Here is a 14886-nt window from a genome sequence, read left to right as displayed (position 1 = left end):
ACCTGAGGGTGGCGCGGGGCACTGCCGAACTACGGGTAAACTCGATCAGTCGCGAGAACCTCGCGGTGCAGCGCGCTTCTCTAGCGACATAAGCCCGCTAGCGAACAAGAGCCCGCATTCGACTCCAGGAGAATTTTTCGCGTGAGCGCCCCAAGCAGTGCAGACAACATCGACAGCACCACTACATTTCGCAACGTCGCCATCGTTGCACACGTCGACCATGGCAAGACCACCCTGGTCGACGCCATGCTTCGGCAGTCCGGCGCGTTCGAGGAACGTGCCGAAGCGATCGACCGCGTCATGGACTCGGGTGACCTCGAAAAAGAAAAAGGCATCACGATCCTGGCCAAGAACACGGCCGTTCACAAGCGCAATGCCGACGGCACCATCACCGTCATCAACGTGATCGACACCCCCGGTCACGCCGACTTCGGCGGAGAGGTCGAGCGCGGCCTGTCCATGGTCGACGGCGTCGTCCTTCTCGTCGACGCGTCCGAGGGCCCGCTGCCGCAGACCCGTTTCGTGCTGCGCAAGGCGCTCGCCGCGTCGTTGCCGGTGATCCTGGTCGTCAACAAGACCGACCGTCCCGACGCACGTATCGAAGAGGTCGTCTCGGAGAGCCACGACCTGCTGCTCGATCTCGCGTCCGATCTGGACGACGAAGCGTCCGAGGCAGCCGAGCTCGCACTCGACCTCCCCGTCCTCTACGCCTCCGGTCGTGAGGGCAAGGCCTCGAAGGTCCAGCCCCAGAACGGACACGCTCCCGACGCCGAGAACCTCGACGAGCTGTTCGAGGTTCTGCTCAGCTACGTCCCCGCGCCCAAGGGCAACGTCGACGCGCCGCTGCAGGCACACGTCACCAACCTCGACGCGTCGGCCTTCCTCGGCCGCCTCGCCCTGGTTCGTATCCACAACGGCCAGCTCTCCAAGGGCCAGACCGTCAGCTGGATGCGTGAGGTCGATGGCGAGCCCGTCGTCCAGAAGGCCAAGATCACCGAGCTGCTCAACACCATCGGCGTCGAGCGCGTTCCCGGCGAGAAGGGTGTCGCAGGAGACATCGTCGCCGTCGCGGGCTTCCCGGACATCATGATCGGCGACACTCTCGCCGATCTGGAGAACCCGGTCGCTCTGCCCCGCATCACCGTCGACCAGCCGGCCATCTCGGTCACCATCGGCACCAACACGAGCCCGCTCGTCGGACGCGTCAGCGGCCACAAGCTCACCTCGCGCATGGTCAAGAGCCGCCTCGACCAGGAGCTCATCGGTAACGTCTCGCTCAAGGTCCTCGACATCGGTCGCCCCGATGCGTGGGAGGTCCAGGGTCGTGGAGAGCTCGCGCTCGCCATCCTCGTCGAGCAGATGCGTCGTGAAGGCTTCGAGCTCACCGTCGGCAAGCCCCAGGTGGTCACCCAGCAGGTCGACGGCAAGCTGCACGAGCCCTTCGAAGAGCTGATGGTCGACACACCGGAGGAGTACCTCGGTGCCGTCACTCAGCTCCTCGCTGCACGCAAGGGCAAGATGGTCCAGATGACGAACCACGGCGCAGGCTGGGTTCGCATGGAATTCATCGTTCCCTCGCGTGGCCTGATCGGTTTCCGTACCGAGTTCCTCACGGACACTCGCGGCACCGGCATCGCCAACGCCGTCTTCCACGGTTACGCGCCGTGGGCCGGCGAGATCCGCGCCCGCCACACCGGCTCGCTCGTCTCGGACCGTCACGGCACCGTGACCCCGTTCGCGATGATCCAGCTGGCCGACCGCGGCACGTTCTTCGTCGAGCCGGGCGCTGACACGTACGAGGGCATGGTCGTGGGCATCAACCCGCGTCAGGAAGACCTCGACATCAACGTCACCCGCGAGAAGAAGCTGACCAACATGCGTCAGTCCTCTGCCGACGTCATGGAAACCCTGGCCAAGCCGAAGAAGCTGGACCTGGAAATGGCCATGGAGTTCTGTGCAGGCGACGAGTGTGTCGAGGTGACTCCCGAGGTCGTCCGCGTCCGCAAGGTGCACCTCGATTCCAACGAGCGCGCCCGTGAGCGTTCGCGCAGCAAGACGCGCGACAAGGCTGCTCTGTAAGACAGATCCTGTACGGCAGAAGCGACGTGTCACCATCGTGGGACGTCGCTTCTGCCGTACCTGTAGCCGATCACGAAGGAGATCCTCGTTGCGTAACGTACTGATGCCGGTGGTTCTGGCCTCCGCCACTGCTCTGGTACTCACCGCATGCACCGCGGATCCACCGCCGCCGATCGAGAGCGTCGAAACTCCGGTCACCACGACGACCGTGCCGTCGAAGACCGGCGATCCTGTCGTCGTGGCCATCGACGACGTCGGCATCGGGTTCAACCCCCACCTGCTGGCCGACCAGTCGCCCGCCACCGCCGCGGTCGGTTCGCTCGTGCTGCCCAGCCCGTTCCGGCCCACGATGAACCCCGACACCGGCGTGACGACGTGGGAGCCTGACCTGTCGCTGTTGATCTCTGCGGAAGTGACGTCTCAGTCTCCGTTCACCATCCGGTACCAGTTGCGCAACGAGGCCCAGTGGTCCGACAGCGCACCGATCGCGGCCGAGGACTTCCGCTACCTCTGGCAGCAGATGATCACGCAGCCGGGCGTCGTCGATCCGGCCGGTTACGCACTGATCAGCGATGTCGCCTCCTCGGGCGGCGGGAAGACCGTCGACGTGACCCTCGAGTCGCCGTATCCGGCGTGGCAGCGATTGTTCGCCGACCTCGTGCCCTCTCACCTGCTCAAGGACTCACCCGGCGGATTCGAGGGTGGCCTCACCGACAACGTGCCGGTCTCCGGGTCGCGGTTCAACATCAAGACCGTCGATCAGGGCCGGGACGAGATTCTGCTGGAACGCAACGATCGTTTCTGGGACGAACCGGCCTCGCCCGACCAGATCCTGATTCGGCGCGGAGGCACCCCAGCACAGTTGGCCGATTCGTTGCGGTCGAGTGATGCGCAGATTGCACAGGTTCGCGGTGGGTCCGCGACGCGCGCGCAACTCTCGGCGATTCCCGGGGTCCGCACCGACACGATCCATCAATCGCGGGTGTTGTCGATGACCGTGAACGGCCGGGCCCCGAACATGTCGGAGTCGCTCGTGCGGCAGGGGATCATGGGTCTTTTGGACCCGAACCTGCTGGCCACAGTAGGGGCCGGCGGCGGGGCGACGGATCGCCGAGCAGCAGCGCAGTTGTCGTCACCCTCGGACCCGGGTTACACCGCCACCGCACCCGCCCCGATCGACAGAACCGCGGCCCTCGACCTGCTTCGCCGCGCCGGCTTCGTGCCGACACCCGACGCCGTCGTGACCTCGACGCCGAGCGCGGGCGCATCCACGACCTCTGCTGCGCCGCCGACCACCAGCGCGCCGACCACGAGCGCGCCGGCTCCCGGAGTGCCTCGACTCGCAGACGCCGGCGGCACCGCGCTGCGATTCGTCATCGGTGCCGTCGAGAACGACGACATCGCACTCGCCGTGGCCGGCACCGCCGCGGACGAGCTCATCAGCGCCGGCATCGACGCGACCGTCACTCCGCTGCCCGCGGACGAGTTGTACTCGACGGCGCTGACCGACGGCGGCGTCGACGCCGTGGTCGGGTGGACCAGTGCGGGCGTGGACCCGGCGACGGCCCTGGCCTCGCGCTTCGGCTGTGTGGTCGAGCCGGCTCAGGGCAGCGATCGCGTGGAAGCCCCGCGCAATCTGTCCGGTCTGTGTGTGCCGGAATTGCAGCCGACGATCGACCGCGCCCTGGTGAACGGCGTCGATCCGACGGTCGTCACCGAGGAGATCGAGCCCAAGCTGTGGTCGCTGGCGTCGACGCTGCCGATCATGCAGGACCAGTCGGTAGTGGCCGCGGTTCCGGGTATCACCGGCGTCTCGTTGACCGGGCCGGTGGAGGTCGGCATCTTCGCCGATGCCGCGAAGTGGATGCGGACGGTTCGGTGAGCACCGTGCGCTTGCCTCGGGTGATCATCTTCGACGTGAACGAGACGTTGTCCGACATGGCTCCCTTGGCGGCGCGATTCGCTGACGTCGGAGCGGACGAGCACCTGTTTTCGACGTGGTTCGCAGGCGTACTGCGCGACGGGTTCGCGCTCGCGGTCGCGGGTACTGCTCGGCCGTTCGCCGAGGTCGGTTCCGGTGTGCTTCAGTCGTTGCTGTCCGATGCTTCGATCGATCGCGAGTTGGGCGATGCAGTGGACCACATCATGGCCGGTTTGGCCGAGCTCGAGGTGCATCCCGATGTCGTAGCCGGAGTGAATGCTCTTGCAGCGCTTGGCGTTCGGATGATCACTCTCAGCAACGGGTCCGCTTCGCTCGCGCAGACTCTGCTCGAGCGTGCCGGCGTGCGGAGCGAGTTCGAGTCGCTGCTTTCGGTCGAGGACGCCGGACGGTGGAAGCCGCACGGCGACGCCTACCGCTATGCACTCGAGCAGTGCGGTGTCGAACCCGCCGACGCGATGCTGGTGGCCGTGCACCCCTGGGATATCGACGGTGCGCACCGGGCCGGCCTGTCGACCGCGTGGCTCGATCGTCAGAACCGTCCCTATCCCGAGCATTTCGTTCCTGCCGATGTGACAGCGCAGTCGTTACCGGATGTGGCGCGAATGCTCGGCGACCGATGACCGGCTGCCCGACCGAAGGACCGAGACAGAACATGACACGAGCAGCGAGCGACGGGGAATGACGGAACAGGCCATGACGGAACAGGCGATGACGCAGCCGCAGCGGTTGCTGCTGGTCCATGCGCATCCGGACGACGAGACGATCACGACCGGCGGGACCATCGCACATTACGTGCGCGCGGGCGTCGACGTCACCGTGCTCACGTGCTCACTCGGTGAAGAGGGCGAAGTGATCGGCGATACGTGGGCCGATCTCGTGGTCGACCGAGCCGATCAACTCGGTGGCTACCGAATTCTGGAACTGCATCGCGCACTCGCGGCGTTGGGCTGCAACCCGCCCCGCTTTCTCGGTGGTGCCGGCCGCTGGCGAGATTCCGGAATGGCCGGAACCCCGGCTGCTCTGAAACCACGCGCATTCGTCAACGCTGACCGGCAGGAGGCTCTCGGTGCGCTTGTGTCGGTCATCCGCGAACTCCGGCCTCAGGTCGTCGTCGGTTACGACCCCGAAGGCGGCTACGGCCACCCCGACCATCAGCAGGTGCACTCCCTGGTGACCGAAGCGGTCGAGATCTGTGGAACGGACGCCCATCCCCAGGCCGGAGCTCCGTGGGAGGTGGCAAAGTTCTACTGGACCGTCACCGGCCACGAGCAACTGCACGCCGGACTGCGGGCGATCGCCGATATCCCCGACGGGTGGCGCATGCCTGTCGACGGAGAGTTGCCGAGTGTGGCCGAGGAGATGATCACCACCAGCATCGACGTCCGCGGTGTGCTCGATGCGAAGACCGACGCGTTGCGTGCGCACGCCACTCAGGTGACGGTTGCACCCTCGGGTACCGAGTACGCGCTCTCCAACGACATCGTTCAGCCGATCCTGCTCGACGAGCAGTACGTACTCGTGCGCGGCGCGCTCGGCTCCGACGGGGCGGGCAGAGAGAACGATCTGTTCGCGGGGGTACTAGACTGTGTTCCGAATCACTGATCTCATGACAGCAGGGGCGGAACACACATGTACAACTGGGTAGTGCAGGACGCAATCGTCGCGTTCGTCGATTCTCTCAAGCCGCAGTTCGGCGCACAGGCAGATCTGTACCAGTACGTTCTGGGCCAGATCGCCATGGGTGCGAGCAACTTGCTCACTTCGCTGGGCTATCCGCCGGTTTCCTGAGTGCCGATGCCCGGTTTTCTGAATGCGGTGCACTGAAACGACCCGGGCCAAGGCAGTATTGGGCGCATGATCTCGAAGGCCGCATCCAATACTGTCGCCCTGGTGTCGTGGGCGACGGTCGCAGTACTGGTGTTCGACGGCTTCCTGTCCGGAATCCTGTCGGTCTTCTTTCTCCCGACCTATGTGGGGTCGGTGCAGTTTCCCATCAGCGCGTTGCTCGGGGGCATCGCGAACGTCGCTCTGATTCTGGCCGCGCGCAAAGTAGCCGAACGGCCGATCTGGGTGGCGTCGCCGCTGATCGGATGGTTCGTCGCAGTAGTGCTGTGCATGTTCGGCGGTCCCGGTAACGATGTTCTGCTGCTGGCCGACTGGCGCACGATGCTGCTCATCGTTGCCGGGGCCGGGCCGGCCGGTGTGCTGCTGTTCATGTTCCGAATGAAGGCCATCACAGCAAGCGTGCGTGCCGACCCGCATTCCGGAGCACGTCCTCGATCATCGTCGGAGTCAACAGTCCGGTGAACGTGTTTCGCTGACTGACGTGGTAGCTCGCGAACAGGGTGATCGAGCCCAGGTCGAGCTGCACGCCGTGACCGAATTTCGGCGCAGGCCTGGGTATTTCCCACCCGTTCGCGGCGAGAATGGGTAGCAGCGACTGCCACCCGAACGCCCCGAGCACGAGAATCGACTTCAGACGCGGACGCAGCAAGCGCAATTCGTCGTCGAGCCACGGACGGCACCGATCACGCTCGGCGGGAGTCGGCTTGTTCTGCGGCGGAGCGCAGTGCACCGGGGCTGCGATACGAACTCCGTTGAGCGTGAGCCCGTCGCCGATGTGCGTCGCGGTCGCTTGGCTGGCGAGCCCGACGGCGTGCATGGCTCGGTAGAGCACATCTCCGCTACGGTCCCCGGTGAACATCCGTCCGGTGCGATTGCCGCCGTGGGCGGCCGGAGCGAGCCCGACGATCAACATCGACGCATCGGCCGGGCCGAAGCTGGGAACGGCTCGCCCCCAATACGTTTCGTTCGCGAATGCAGCGCGTTTCTCGGCAGCGACCTGTTCGCGCCACTGCACCAGCCGTGGACAGGCGCGACACTGGGACACCGCCAGGTCGAGTTGCGCGATGGTCTGCGGGCGCTCCTTCTTCATCGGCTCCTTCTTTACCGGCTGCGTCTTCACGTGCTGCGTCTTTACGTGCTGCGTCGAAGCCAGACGTCCCCGGCACCCGGTGTGACGGCGTCGATCATGGCCCACGCGTTTTCGATGGGGATGTCGACCACCTCGTAGTGTCCGACGCCTGCCGGTGTCGCTGCGACGACGGTGGCCACGCCGGCGCGACGTTGGAAGAACGTCTGGCGCACCGTCCAACCGATGATGCCGCCGGCTTCGAGGCTGTGCCGAGTGCGGTCGAGCGATCCGTGTTGGGTGATCAGCCAGCCGGGCAGGACGGCGTGCCCGAGGCCGCGGTAACGGTCGTGAGCGAGGCCGACGGCAGCCACGAACAGCACGGCCACGGCGATCCACGCGAGGATCGGAACGGGTGCTCCGAGATATGTGGCGATCGCCATGCCCGCGGCGAGAACCAGCACCGGTACGGCAGCTCGGGTGTAGCGGCGTCGGCGCGCGGCGGAGCCGTGCCGCAGCAGCGGGCGGTCGGCATTGCCGTGCATGCCTGCGTCGCCGAGCACCGTGGTCATCATGCGCAGGGCCTCGGCCTGCGGCGCTTGGGGGAGCAGCAGTGACGATTCCTTCTTCTCGGCGCTCACGCCGGTCATGATGGCGTCGAGCCGGGCTCCGCCGACCGACCTCAGCAGCAGTGGCTGCGACAGTGAGGTGCCGCGCAGTCTCTTGCGGTCGAGGGTCGACTGACGGGTGCGGAGCAGCCCGTGGCTGACGTGCAGGGTGCGACCCTGGTCGGTGACGGTCAAGTTGCCGTAGGTGATCAGGTATCGAACGCAGGCGAAGATGCTGGACACCACGAGTAACGCAACCAGCGCCATGACGACGAACAGGGCGATGCCGAACCGTTGCGCCGATTCGACGCTGTTCGAGACCACCGACGTCTCCGCCAACGTCTGGCCGATGCCGTACTGGAACAGCACGCCCACGGCGGCGGCGATGGTGACGATGCCGGTGATGGAGAACGGCGCGAATCGCACCCACGAGAACTGCCAGTGCGCAATCTCCACTTCGGGATTCGGCGCTGCGGTGGGGATACCGTCGGCTGCCGGAATCTGTCCCGATACTCGCTGCAGTAGATCGCCGCGAAGCTCCGGCACCAGTGATGTGTCGAGGGCGTTGAGTTCGAAGGCCTCGCCCTTGCCTGCCTGCTGGCCGGTGCCGATCCGCAGAATCGACAATCCGAGTACCCGGTGCAGCACGTTCGCTTCCACGTCGACCGACCGAATCCTGTTGCGCGGGATGGACAGTACCTTCTTCTGCAGCACCCCGGTGCGGAGTTGCACGTGCACCGGCCCGATCCGGTAGCTGGTGGTGAACCAACGCAGAATCGCGAACACGACGACAACGGCGAGGATGCCCAGACTCCAGTAGTGGTTACCGCTCTGACTGCCGACGAAGAACGAGATCAGCAGCACCGGCAGGATCTTGATGCCCTCGTTCACCGGGTGCACCAACAACATTCGCTTGTCCAGGCGCAACCACGGCTGCTCCTCCTCGACGGCGAGCAGTTCCGCCTGGTCGGTCATGTGGCATCTCCGACGGTGCGGCCGGCGATGTCGGTCAGTCGCGCGACGGTCTCGTCCGCAACGTTCTGATCGAGTGCGGTGATCTTCACCGCGCCCGCCGACGATGCCGTCGTCACGGTGACCGTCGCCAACCCGAGCAGGCGATCGAGCGGGCCGCGTTCGGTGTCGACCGTCTGTACCCGCGAGATGGGGGCGATGCGTCGTTCCTGGCTCAGCCAACCGGTGCGGGTGTAGACGGCGGTGTCGCTGATCTCCCAGCGATGAACGCGATAGCGCCACTGCGGCACTATCGCGATGTGCAGCAGTGCCAGCACGATCGATGCCACGAGGACGGCGACATGCGGCCACGAGGTCCGATTCGAGTCGACGACCGCCCAGACGATCTGGGCGACGAAGACCGGCAGCCACAGCAGACCGGCACTCAGGGCCCAGAGAAGACGTGCACGTGGAGACGGTTGCCACTGGGGATCGGTCATCATTGTCACGGGTACAAACCTAGAGGTGTCTTTTGGTATCCACCACCCCGAGTCGGAGCGGGGCGGCAGCCCGAAGGCCCTGCAGTGGCACGGGCGTACCGGGAAGGCGCATGATCGACGGGTGACTTCTCTACCGGATCCCGTACCAGCCCCCTCTGCGATGCGACGAGTGTTGCGTCGTGCGCGCGATGGAGTGTCTCTCAACGTCGACGAAGCCACGGTGCTGCTGCACGCTCGAGGTGACGATCTGACGGACCTGATGTCGTCGGCGTCCCGGGTACGCGATGCCGGGCTCGAATCCGCGGGCCGGCCGAAGACGGTGTCGTACTCCCGCAAGGTATTCGTACCCATCACGCGGTTGTGCCGCGACAAGTGCCACTACTGCACGTTCGTCACGGTGCCGGGCAAGCTCAATGCCGCCGGGCACGGGATGTTCATGGATCCCGACGAGATCATCGACGTCGCCCGCAAGGGTGCCGAGTTGGGGTGCAAGGAAGCGCTGTTCACGCTCGGTGACCGACCGGAGGAGCGGTGGCCCGAGGCCAAGGCCTGGCTCGATTCGCGCGGCTACGACTCGACCTTGGATTACGTGCGCGCGATGTCGATCAGGGTGCTCGAGGAGACCGGTCTGCTGCCGCATCTCAATCCCGGAGTGATGTCGTGGCAGGAACTTTCGCGTCTCAAGCCGGTGGCACCGTCGATGGGCATGATGCTCGAGACCACCTCGCGTCGGCTGTTCGAGGAGAAGGGGCAGGCCCATTACGGCAGTCCCGACAAGGATCCGGAGGTTCGGCTGCGCACGCTGACCGACGCGGGCCGGCTCAACATTCCCTTCACGACGGGCATCCTCGTCGGCATCGGTGAGACGTTGCGGGACAGGGCCGAGTCGATCATGGCAATTCGCAAGGTGCACAAGTCTTTCGGGCACGTGCAGGAAATAATCGTGCAGAACTTCCTGGCCAAGTCCGATACCGCGATGCGGTCCGTGCCCGACGCCGGTCTCGAAGAATTCCTGGCGACCATCGCGGTGACGCGCATGGTGGTCGGTCCGTCGATGCGGATTCAGGCCCCGCCGAACCTCGTCGCGGCGGAGGAGACCGCCGCGTTGCTCGGTGCAGGCGTCGACGACTGGGGCGGTGTCTCGCCGCTGACCCCCGACCACGTCAATCCTGAGCGGCCGTGGCCGAACCTCGACACTCTCGCCGAGCTGTCGGCGGCCGCCGGTTACACGCTCGTGGAACGTACTGCCGCACAACCGCAGTACGTGTTGGCCGGTGCGCCGTGGATCGATCCGCGGATCTCGGCGCACGTGCGGGCAGTGGCCGACCCACAGACCGGGATGGCGCGCGAGGGCGTCAACCCGACCGGTCTGCCGTGGCAGGAGCCGGACGAGGAGTGGGAGTCCTCGGGTCGGGTGGATCTGAACACCGAGATCGACACCGAGGGCCGCAATACCGAGACCCGTTCGGATCTGGCGAATGCGTTCGGCGACTGGGAATCGATCCGCGAACAGGTGCGTGATCTCGCAGGGCTCGAGCGGGTGGATCGTGACCTGGTCTCCGCGTTGACGGCGGCCGAGAAGGACCCGGCCGGTCTGTCGGACGAGCAGTACCTGGCACTGGCCACCGCCGAGGGCCCCGGCATGGACGCCGTCGCTGCGCTTGCCGACGATCTGCGCAAGCAGGTCAACGGGGACACCGTCACCTACGTGGTGAACCGGAACATCAACTTCACCAACATCTGCTACACCGGGTGTCGCTTCTGCGCGTTCGCTCAGCGCAAGGGCGACGCCGATGCGTTCACGCTGTCCACCGCCGAGGTGGCGGATCGGGCGTGGGAAGCGCATGTCGTCGGAGCCACCGAGGTGTGCATGCAGGGCGGGATCGACCCCGAACTGCCGGTGACGGGATACGCCGATCTGGTGCGGGCGGTCAAGGCGAAGGTGCCGTCGATGCACGTGCATGCGTTCTCGCCGATGGAAATCGTCAACGGTGCCTCGCGCGGTGGTCAGTCGATCCGTGAGTGGCTCACCGAGCTGCGGGCCGCCGGCCTGGATTCGATTCCGGGCACCGCCGCGGAGATTCTCGACGATGAGGTCCGCTGGGTGCTGACCAAGGGCAAGCTGCCCGCAGCCGAGTGGATCGAAGTGATCACCACCGCGCACGAGGTGGGCCTGCGGTCGAGCTCGACGATGATGTACGGACACGTCGACAATCCGTCGCATTGGGTCGGCCACCTGAACGTGCTCAAGAAGATCCAGGACAAGACCGGTGGGTTCACCGAATTCGTGCCGCTGCCGTTCGTGCATCAGTCGTCGCCGCTGTATCTGGCCGGGGCCTCACGACCTGGCCCGACCAACCGCGACAACCGCGCGGTGCATGCTCTGGCCAGGATCATGCTGCACGGCCGGATCGACAACATTCAGACGTCATGGGTGAAATTGGGAATCACGGGTACACAGGCGATGCTGAACGGAGGCGCGAACGATCTGGGCGGGACCCTGATGGAAGAAACGATCTCGCGCATGGCGGGTTCGCAGAACGGTTCGGAGAAGACCGTCGCGGAACTGCACGAGATCGCCGACGGCATCGGACGACCGGTTCGTCAGCGCACCACCACGTACGGCCCGGCACCGGAGGTGTCGGTCGCCGGCCTGATCTGACCTACAGGTCTTTACCCGAAACGGAGTTTGCCCGACATGGACGACCGTCGAGTCGCCGCGGTACTGAGCAGTGCCGTCGCCATCATTCATCCCGTGCTCGACATTCTGGCCACACGTGACCCGATCGGACTGAAAGGACGGACGTTCCGCGAGTCCTCCGCGGACGATTCGACCCTCGACAACGTCATCGACTTCCTGGCCAAGGCGTTCGACACCACCGACTTCCCGGGCACCGCCGGCTGGGAGAAGCTCGACAGTGATGCTCGTTCGCAGTGGTGGGTCAATCGCATCGGAGCTCTCAACACTGTCGCGGTGGCCTTCCCCGGCGTCTTCGGCATCCTGGTCAACCGTCTGCCGATCCAGGATCTGCTCGGGTTCGCCAACCAGGCAATGGTGCTCGTCGCCGTGGCTCGCGAATCAGGAGTGACCGACCGCGAGACGCATGTGGCGCTGCTCGGGTCGGTGCTGTGCAAGCGTGACCTGACGTCGTTGGCCGACAGTGCTCCTGCGAAGAAGGAAGAATCGCCGAAATCCGGCCCGTTCGCACTGCTGCGCGGAATGTGGCAGATCGCCAACGTGCTGCGCGACGTGGCAGGCGAGTTGGAGAAGCGCCCGCATCCACGCGGGTTCTACCGGGTACTCGGAGCCATCCCACTCGTCGGTGGCGTCGCCGGATATCTCGGTGAGCGGGGCGCGCTGTCGCGCGCTGCCAAGCAGGGACGCAAGTGGCTCGCCGCCCACAAGACGGCGTCGGCATCGGTGACCCCGCCCGCGAAGCAGCTCCGGCGATAGCAGGCCGGAGCAGGTGAGGTCACCCTGGTCGGATTGTCCCAGGTTCGGACCGCGATACTAGGATGCTGAGGGCGCGAGAGCGCCCACGATCTATACAAGGAGGGGAGAGCAGCAGTGACCTACTCGATTGCAGAACCGTGCGTAGATGTACTGGACAAAGCGTGCATCGAAGAGTGCCCGGTGGATTGCATCTACGAGGGTAACCGAATGCTGTACATCCACCCCGACGAATGCGTCGACTGCGGAGCCTGCGAACCCGTGTGCCCCGTCGAGGCCATCTTCTACGAAGACGACGTGCCCGAGCAGTGGAGTGCATACGTCAGTGCCAACGTCGACTTCTTCGACGATCTCGGATCTCCGGGTGGCGCAGCGAAGCTCGGCAAGACCGACTACGACCCACCGTTCATCAAGGCTCTGCCTCCCATGGGCGAGAACTGACGCCTTGGCACGTAGAGCGGTGGCAGCGACGCTGCCCGACTTTCCCTGGGACTCGCTGACCGCTGCCAAGGAGAAGGCGTCGGCGCACCCGGACGGCATCGTCAATCTGTCCGTCGGCACGCCCGTCGACCCGGTCGCCGAGGTCATTCGGGTCGCGTTGAACTCGGTGGCGAGCGAGCCCGGTTACCCGACGACCGTCGGAACCGATGCGCTGCGCAATGCCGCGGTGGCGTCGCTCGAGCGGCGCTACTCCATTCCCGGATTGCTACCGAGTGCAGTGCTGCCTGCTATCGGCACCAAAGAGATGATCGCCTGGTTGCCCACACTGCTGGGTCTGGGTGCCGATGATCTGGTCGTCATCCCCGAACTGGCATATCCCACATACGAAGTGGGTGCGCTGCTCGCCGGTGCGCGGATTCTTCGTGCAGACGGACTGAACCGTCTCGGCCCCGAGCGTGCCTCGCTGATCTTCGTCAACTCACCGTCGAACCCGACGGGGAAGGTGCTCGGAGTCGATCACCTGCGCAAGGTCGTCGAGTGGGCCCGCGAGCGCGACGCCATCGTCGTCTCCGACGAGTGCTACCTGGGTCTGACCTGGGAGGCCGAAGCGGTATCGGTGCTGGATCCTCGCGTCTGCGACGGCGATCACACCAATCTGCTTGCCGTGCACTCACTTTCGAAGACCTCGAATCTGGCCAGCTACCGCGCCGGTTTCGTCACCGGCGACGCTTCCCTGATCGCCGAGTTGCTCGAGGTTCGCAAGCACGCAGGGATGATGGTGCCGCTGCCGATCCAGGCCGCCATGACCGCAGCTCTGGCCGACGACGAGCACGAGAACATCCAGCGTGAGCGATACCGCACCCGTCGAACGGTACTGAAGGGTGCCGTCGAAGCAGCAGGCTTCCGCGTCGACCACTCGGAGGCCGGGTTGTACCTGTGGGCCACGCGCGACGAGCCGTGCCGCGACACCGTCGACTGGCTCGCCGAACGGGGCATCCTCGCCGCACCGGGAGAGTTCTACGGACCGAACGGTGGCAAGCACGTCCGCATCGCACTGACTGCGACGGACGAACGCATCGAGGCTGCGGCCGCGCGCCTGCGTAGCTAGTCGCGCTTTCTGGGCTAGTGCGCTGAGGGTTGTAGTGCGCTGAGTGTCCACAATTCCCGTCCGCTGACGGGATTCCGTCGCTCGACTCGAATTGTGGACACTGAGCTCAGTTGGCTTCGGCCCGCTGACGCCGCTGAACCGTGTGAGCTCGAGGTGCGCTGAGTGTCCACTATTCGGCCTGGCGATCGGGATCCCGTCGCTCGACTCGAATTGTGGACACTGAGCTCAGTTGGCTCCGGCCCGACCCGGGTGTTCTCATGTACCCATGACCCTCAGCCTGCTGCTCAGCTTCGCCGGTGTGTGCTTTCTGCTGGCGATTCTGCCGGGTCCGGATTCGTTTCTGGTGCTCCGCTACAGCATCGGTGGCATCAAGCCAGGCGTCGCCGCGGCGATGGGCGTCGCGATCGGCGGCCTGTTCTGGGCCGTGCTGGTGGCCGTCGGTCTGGCGGCGATCGTCGAACAGTCTGCGACGGCGTACCGCGTCGTCAAGGTTCTCGGCGGGCTGTATCTGCTGTATCTGGGCGTGAAGGCTTTCCGGGCGCGACGTAAGAACAAGGTGGCCGGCGAGCCGCTCGTGCCCGTTGCCGCGTCCGCGTGGTCGGCGTTCGGTGCCGGAGTTCTCTCGTGCGCGCTCAACCCGAAGGTCGGACTGTTCTACTTAGCGGTGGTGCCGCAGTTCCTCACTGTGGTCACGTTCACCGGTGCCATGACGCTCGGTCTGGTCGAGGTGGTTGTCGCTGCCGTGGTGATGGGAGTGTTCTCCGTTCTCGCCTCACGCGCTGTGACGCTGCTGCGTAGACCGGCCGTGACCGACTGGCTGGACCGTATCAGCGCTGGATTCCTCGTCGCCCTCGGAATCGGAACGGTCGCGTCTTCGGCCTAGTTGCGGTGGACC

The 14886-nt window shown here is 65.5% G+C and carries 14 protein-coding genes; 11 read left to right on the top strand and 3 right to left on the bottom strand.

Going from position 1 to position 14886, the window contains the following annotated elements; genetic code table 11:
• The first annotated feature begins 141 nt into the window (after positions 1-141).
• The 6 genes from typA to E4P29_RS00245 all read left to right on the top strand — a co-directional run bounded on the left by typA (position 142) and on the right by E4P29_RS00245 (position 6328).
• Positions 142-2079 carry a translational GTPase TypA gene (gene typA, locus E4P29_RS00265; protein WP_032365354.1) on the top strand — a complete coding sequence of 646 codons (1938 nt, stop codon included), beginning with the start codon at positions 142-144 and terminating at the stop codon, positions 2077-2079.
• A gap of 103 nt (positions 2080-2182) precedes the next feature.
• Positions 2183-3961, top strand: coding sequence for an ABC transporter family substrate-binding protein (locus tag E4P29_RS00260; RefSeq protein ID WP_135041818.1), 1779 nt, complete (start codon positions 2183-2185; stop codon positions 3959-3961).
• Complete coding sequence (locus E4P29_RS00255; RefSeq protein ID WP_245154086.1) at positions 3958-4641, top strand: haloacid dehalogenase type II; 684 nt, start codon at positions 3958-3960, stop codon at positions 4639-4641. Before E4P29_RS00260 ends, E4P29_RS00255 begins: the two co-directional genes overlap by 4 nt.
• 73 nt (positions 4642-4714) lie before the next feature.
• The gene (gene mshB / locus E4P29_RS00250; protein WP_135040939.1) at positions 4715-5623 is read left to right on the top strand and encodes an N-acetyl-1-D-myo-inositol-2-amino-2-deoxy-alpha-D-glucopyranoside deacetylase; all 909 of its coding nucleotides are present in this window, start codon (positions 4715-4717) and stop codon (positions 5621-5623) included.
• A gap of 27 nt (positions 5624-5650) precedes the next feature.
• Positions 5651-5809 carry a hypothetical protein gene (locus E4P29_RS25810; RefSeq protein WP_008714214.1) on the top strand — a complete coding sequence of 53 codons (159 nt, stop codon included), beginning with the start codon at positions 5651-5653 and terminating at the stop codon, positions 5807-5809.
• Between the two features lie 66 nt (positions 5810-5875).
• Positions 5876-6328, top strand: coding sequence for a hypothetical protein (locus E4P29_RS00245; RefSeq protein WP_135040937.1), 453 nt, complete (start codon positions 5876-5878; stop codon positions 6326-6328).
• Here E4P29_RS00245 and E4P29_RS00240 read toward each other — a convergent pair.
• The 3 genes from E4P29_RS00240 to E4P29_RS00230 are packed head-to-tail and all read right to left on the bottom strand — an operon-like array spanning position 6255 to position 8991.
• On the bottom strand, positions 6255-6956 hold the full coding sequence (locus tag E4P29_RS00240) for a uracil-DNA glycosylase (RefSeq protein WP_135040935.1): 702 nt from the start codon (positions 6954-6956) through the stop codon (positions 6255-6257). The genes E4P29_RS00245 and E4P29_RS00240 overlap by 74 nt on opposite strands.
• 41 nt (positions 6957-6997) lie before the next feature.
• Complete coding sequence (locus E4P29_RS00235) at positions 6998-8515, bottom strand: PH domain-containing protein (RefSeq protein WP_135040933.1); 1518 nt, start codon at positions 8513-8515, stop codon at positions 6998-7000.
• Positions 8512-8991: a PH domain-containing protein gene (locus E4P29_RS00230; protein ID WP_135041814.1), complete on the bottom strand. Its 480-nt coding sequence runs from the start codon at positions 8989-8991 to the stop codon at positions 8512-8514. Before E4P29_RS00230 ends, E4P29_RS00235 begins: the two co-directional genes overlap by 4 nt.
• A 121-nt stretch (positions 8992-9112) precedes the next feature.
• Here E4P29_RS00230 and E4P29_RS00225 point away from each other — a divergent pair, with 121 nt between their 5' ends.
• The 5 genes from E4P29_RS00225 (at position 9113) to E4P29_RS00205 (ending at position 14874) form a co-directional block, all read left to right on the top strand.
• Positions 9113-11653 (top strand): bifunctional FO biosynthesis protein CofGH, encoded by a 2541-nt coding sequence (locus E4P29_RS00225; protein ID WP_167735341.1) that lies wholly within the window; start codon positions 9113-9115, stop codon positions 11651-11653.
• Positions 11654-11689: 36 nt separating this feature from the next.
• Complete coding sequence (locus tag E4P29_RS00220; protein WP_032369652.1) at positions 11690-12445, top strand: hypothetical protein; 756 nt, start codon at positions 11690-11692, stop codon at positions 12443-12445.
• A gap of 114 nt (positions 12446-12559) precedes the next feature.
• Positions 12560-12883, top strand: coding sequence for a ferredoxin (gene fdxA / locus E4P29_RS00215; protein WP_027498080.1), 324 nt, complete (start codon positions 12560-12562; stop codon positions 12881-12883).
• 4 nt (positions 12884-12887) lie between these two features.
• The gene (gene dapC / locus E4P29_RS00210) at positions 12888-13991 is read left to right on the top strand and encodes a succinyldiaminopimelate transaminase (RefSeq protein WP_135040931.1); all 1104 of its coding nucleotides are present in this window, start codon (positions 12888-12890) and stop codon (positions 13989-13991) included.
• A 265-nt stretch (positions 13992-14256) separates the two neighbouring features.
• Positions 14257-14874, top strand: a complete 618-nt coding sequence (locus E4P29_RS00205; protein WP_135040929.1) for a LysE family translocator — start codon at positions 14257-14259, stop codon at positions 14872-14874.
• The last annotated feature ends 12 nt before the right edge of the window (positions 14875-14886 follow it).

It is taken from the genome of Rhodococcus sp. 1R11 (genome assembly GCF_004563845.1).
Taxonomy (GTDB): Bacteria; Actinomycetota; Actinomycetes; order Mycobacteriales; family Mycobacteriaceae; genus Rhodococcoides.
Note: the sequence above shows the minus strand (reverse complement) of the source record. Positions and strands in the feature narration are given on the sequence as shown.

Bases quoted from the DNA above. Each gene is read 5' to 3' on its own strand.
- E4P29_RS00260 (WP_135041818.1), top strand. From the start codon at position 2,183: ATGCCGGTGGTTCTGGCCTCCGCCACTGCTCTGGTACTCACCGCATGC.
- mshB (WP_135040939.1), top strand. From the start codon at position 4,715: ATGACGGAACAGGCGATGACGCAGCCGCAGCGGTTGCTGCTGGTCCAT.
- E4P29_RS25810 (WP_008714214.1), top strand. From the start codon at position 5,651: ATGTACAACTGGGTAGTGCAGGACGCAATCGTCGCGTTCGTCGATTCT.
- E4P29_RS00245 (WP_135040937.1), top strand. From the start codon at position 5,876: ATGATCTCGAAGGCCGCATCCAATACTGTCGCCCTGGTGTCGTGGGCG.
- E4P29_RS00240 (WP_135040935.1), bottom strand. From the start codon at position 6,956: ATGAAGAAGGAGCGCCCGCAGACCATCGCGCAACTCGACCTGGCGGTG.
- E4P29_RS00235 (WP_135040933.1), bottom strand. From the start codon at position 8,515: ATGACCGACCAGGCGGAACTGCTCGCCGTCGAGGAGGAGCAGCCGTGG.
- E4P29_RS00230 (WP_135041814.1), bottom strand. From the start codon at position 8,991: ATGACCGATCCCCAGTGGCAACCGTCTCCACGTGCACGTCTTCTCTGG.
- E4P29_RS00220 (WP_032369652.1), top strand. From the start codon at position 11,690: ATGGACGACCGTCGAGTCGCCGCGGTACTGAGCAGTGCCGTCGCCATC.
- E4P29_RS00205 (WP_135040929.1), top strand. From the start codon at position 14,257: ATGACCCTCAGCCTGCTGCTCAGCTTCGCCGGTGTGTGCTTTCTGCTG.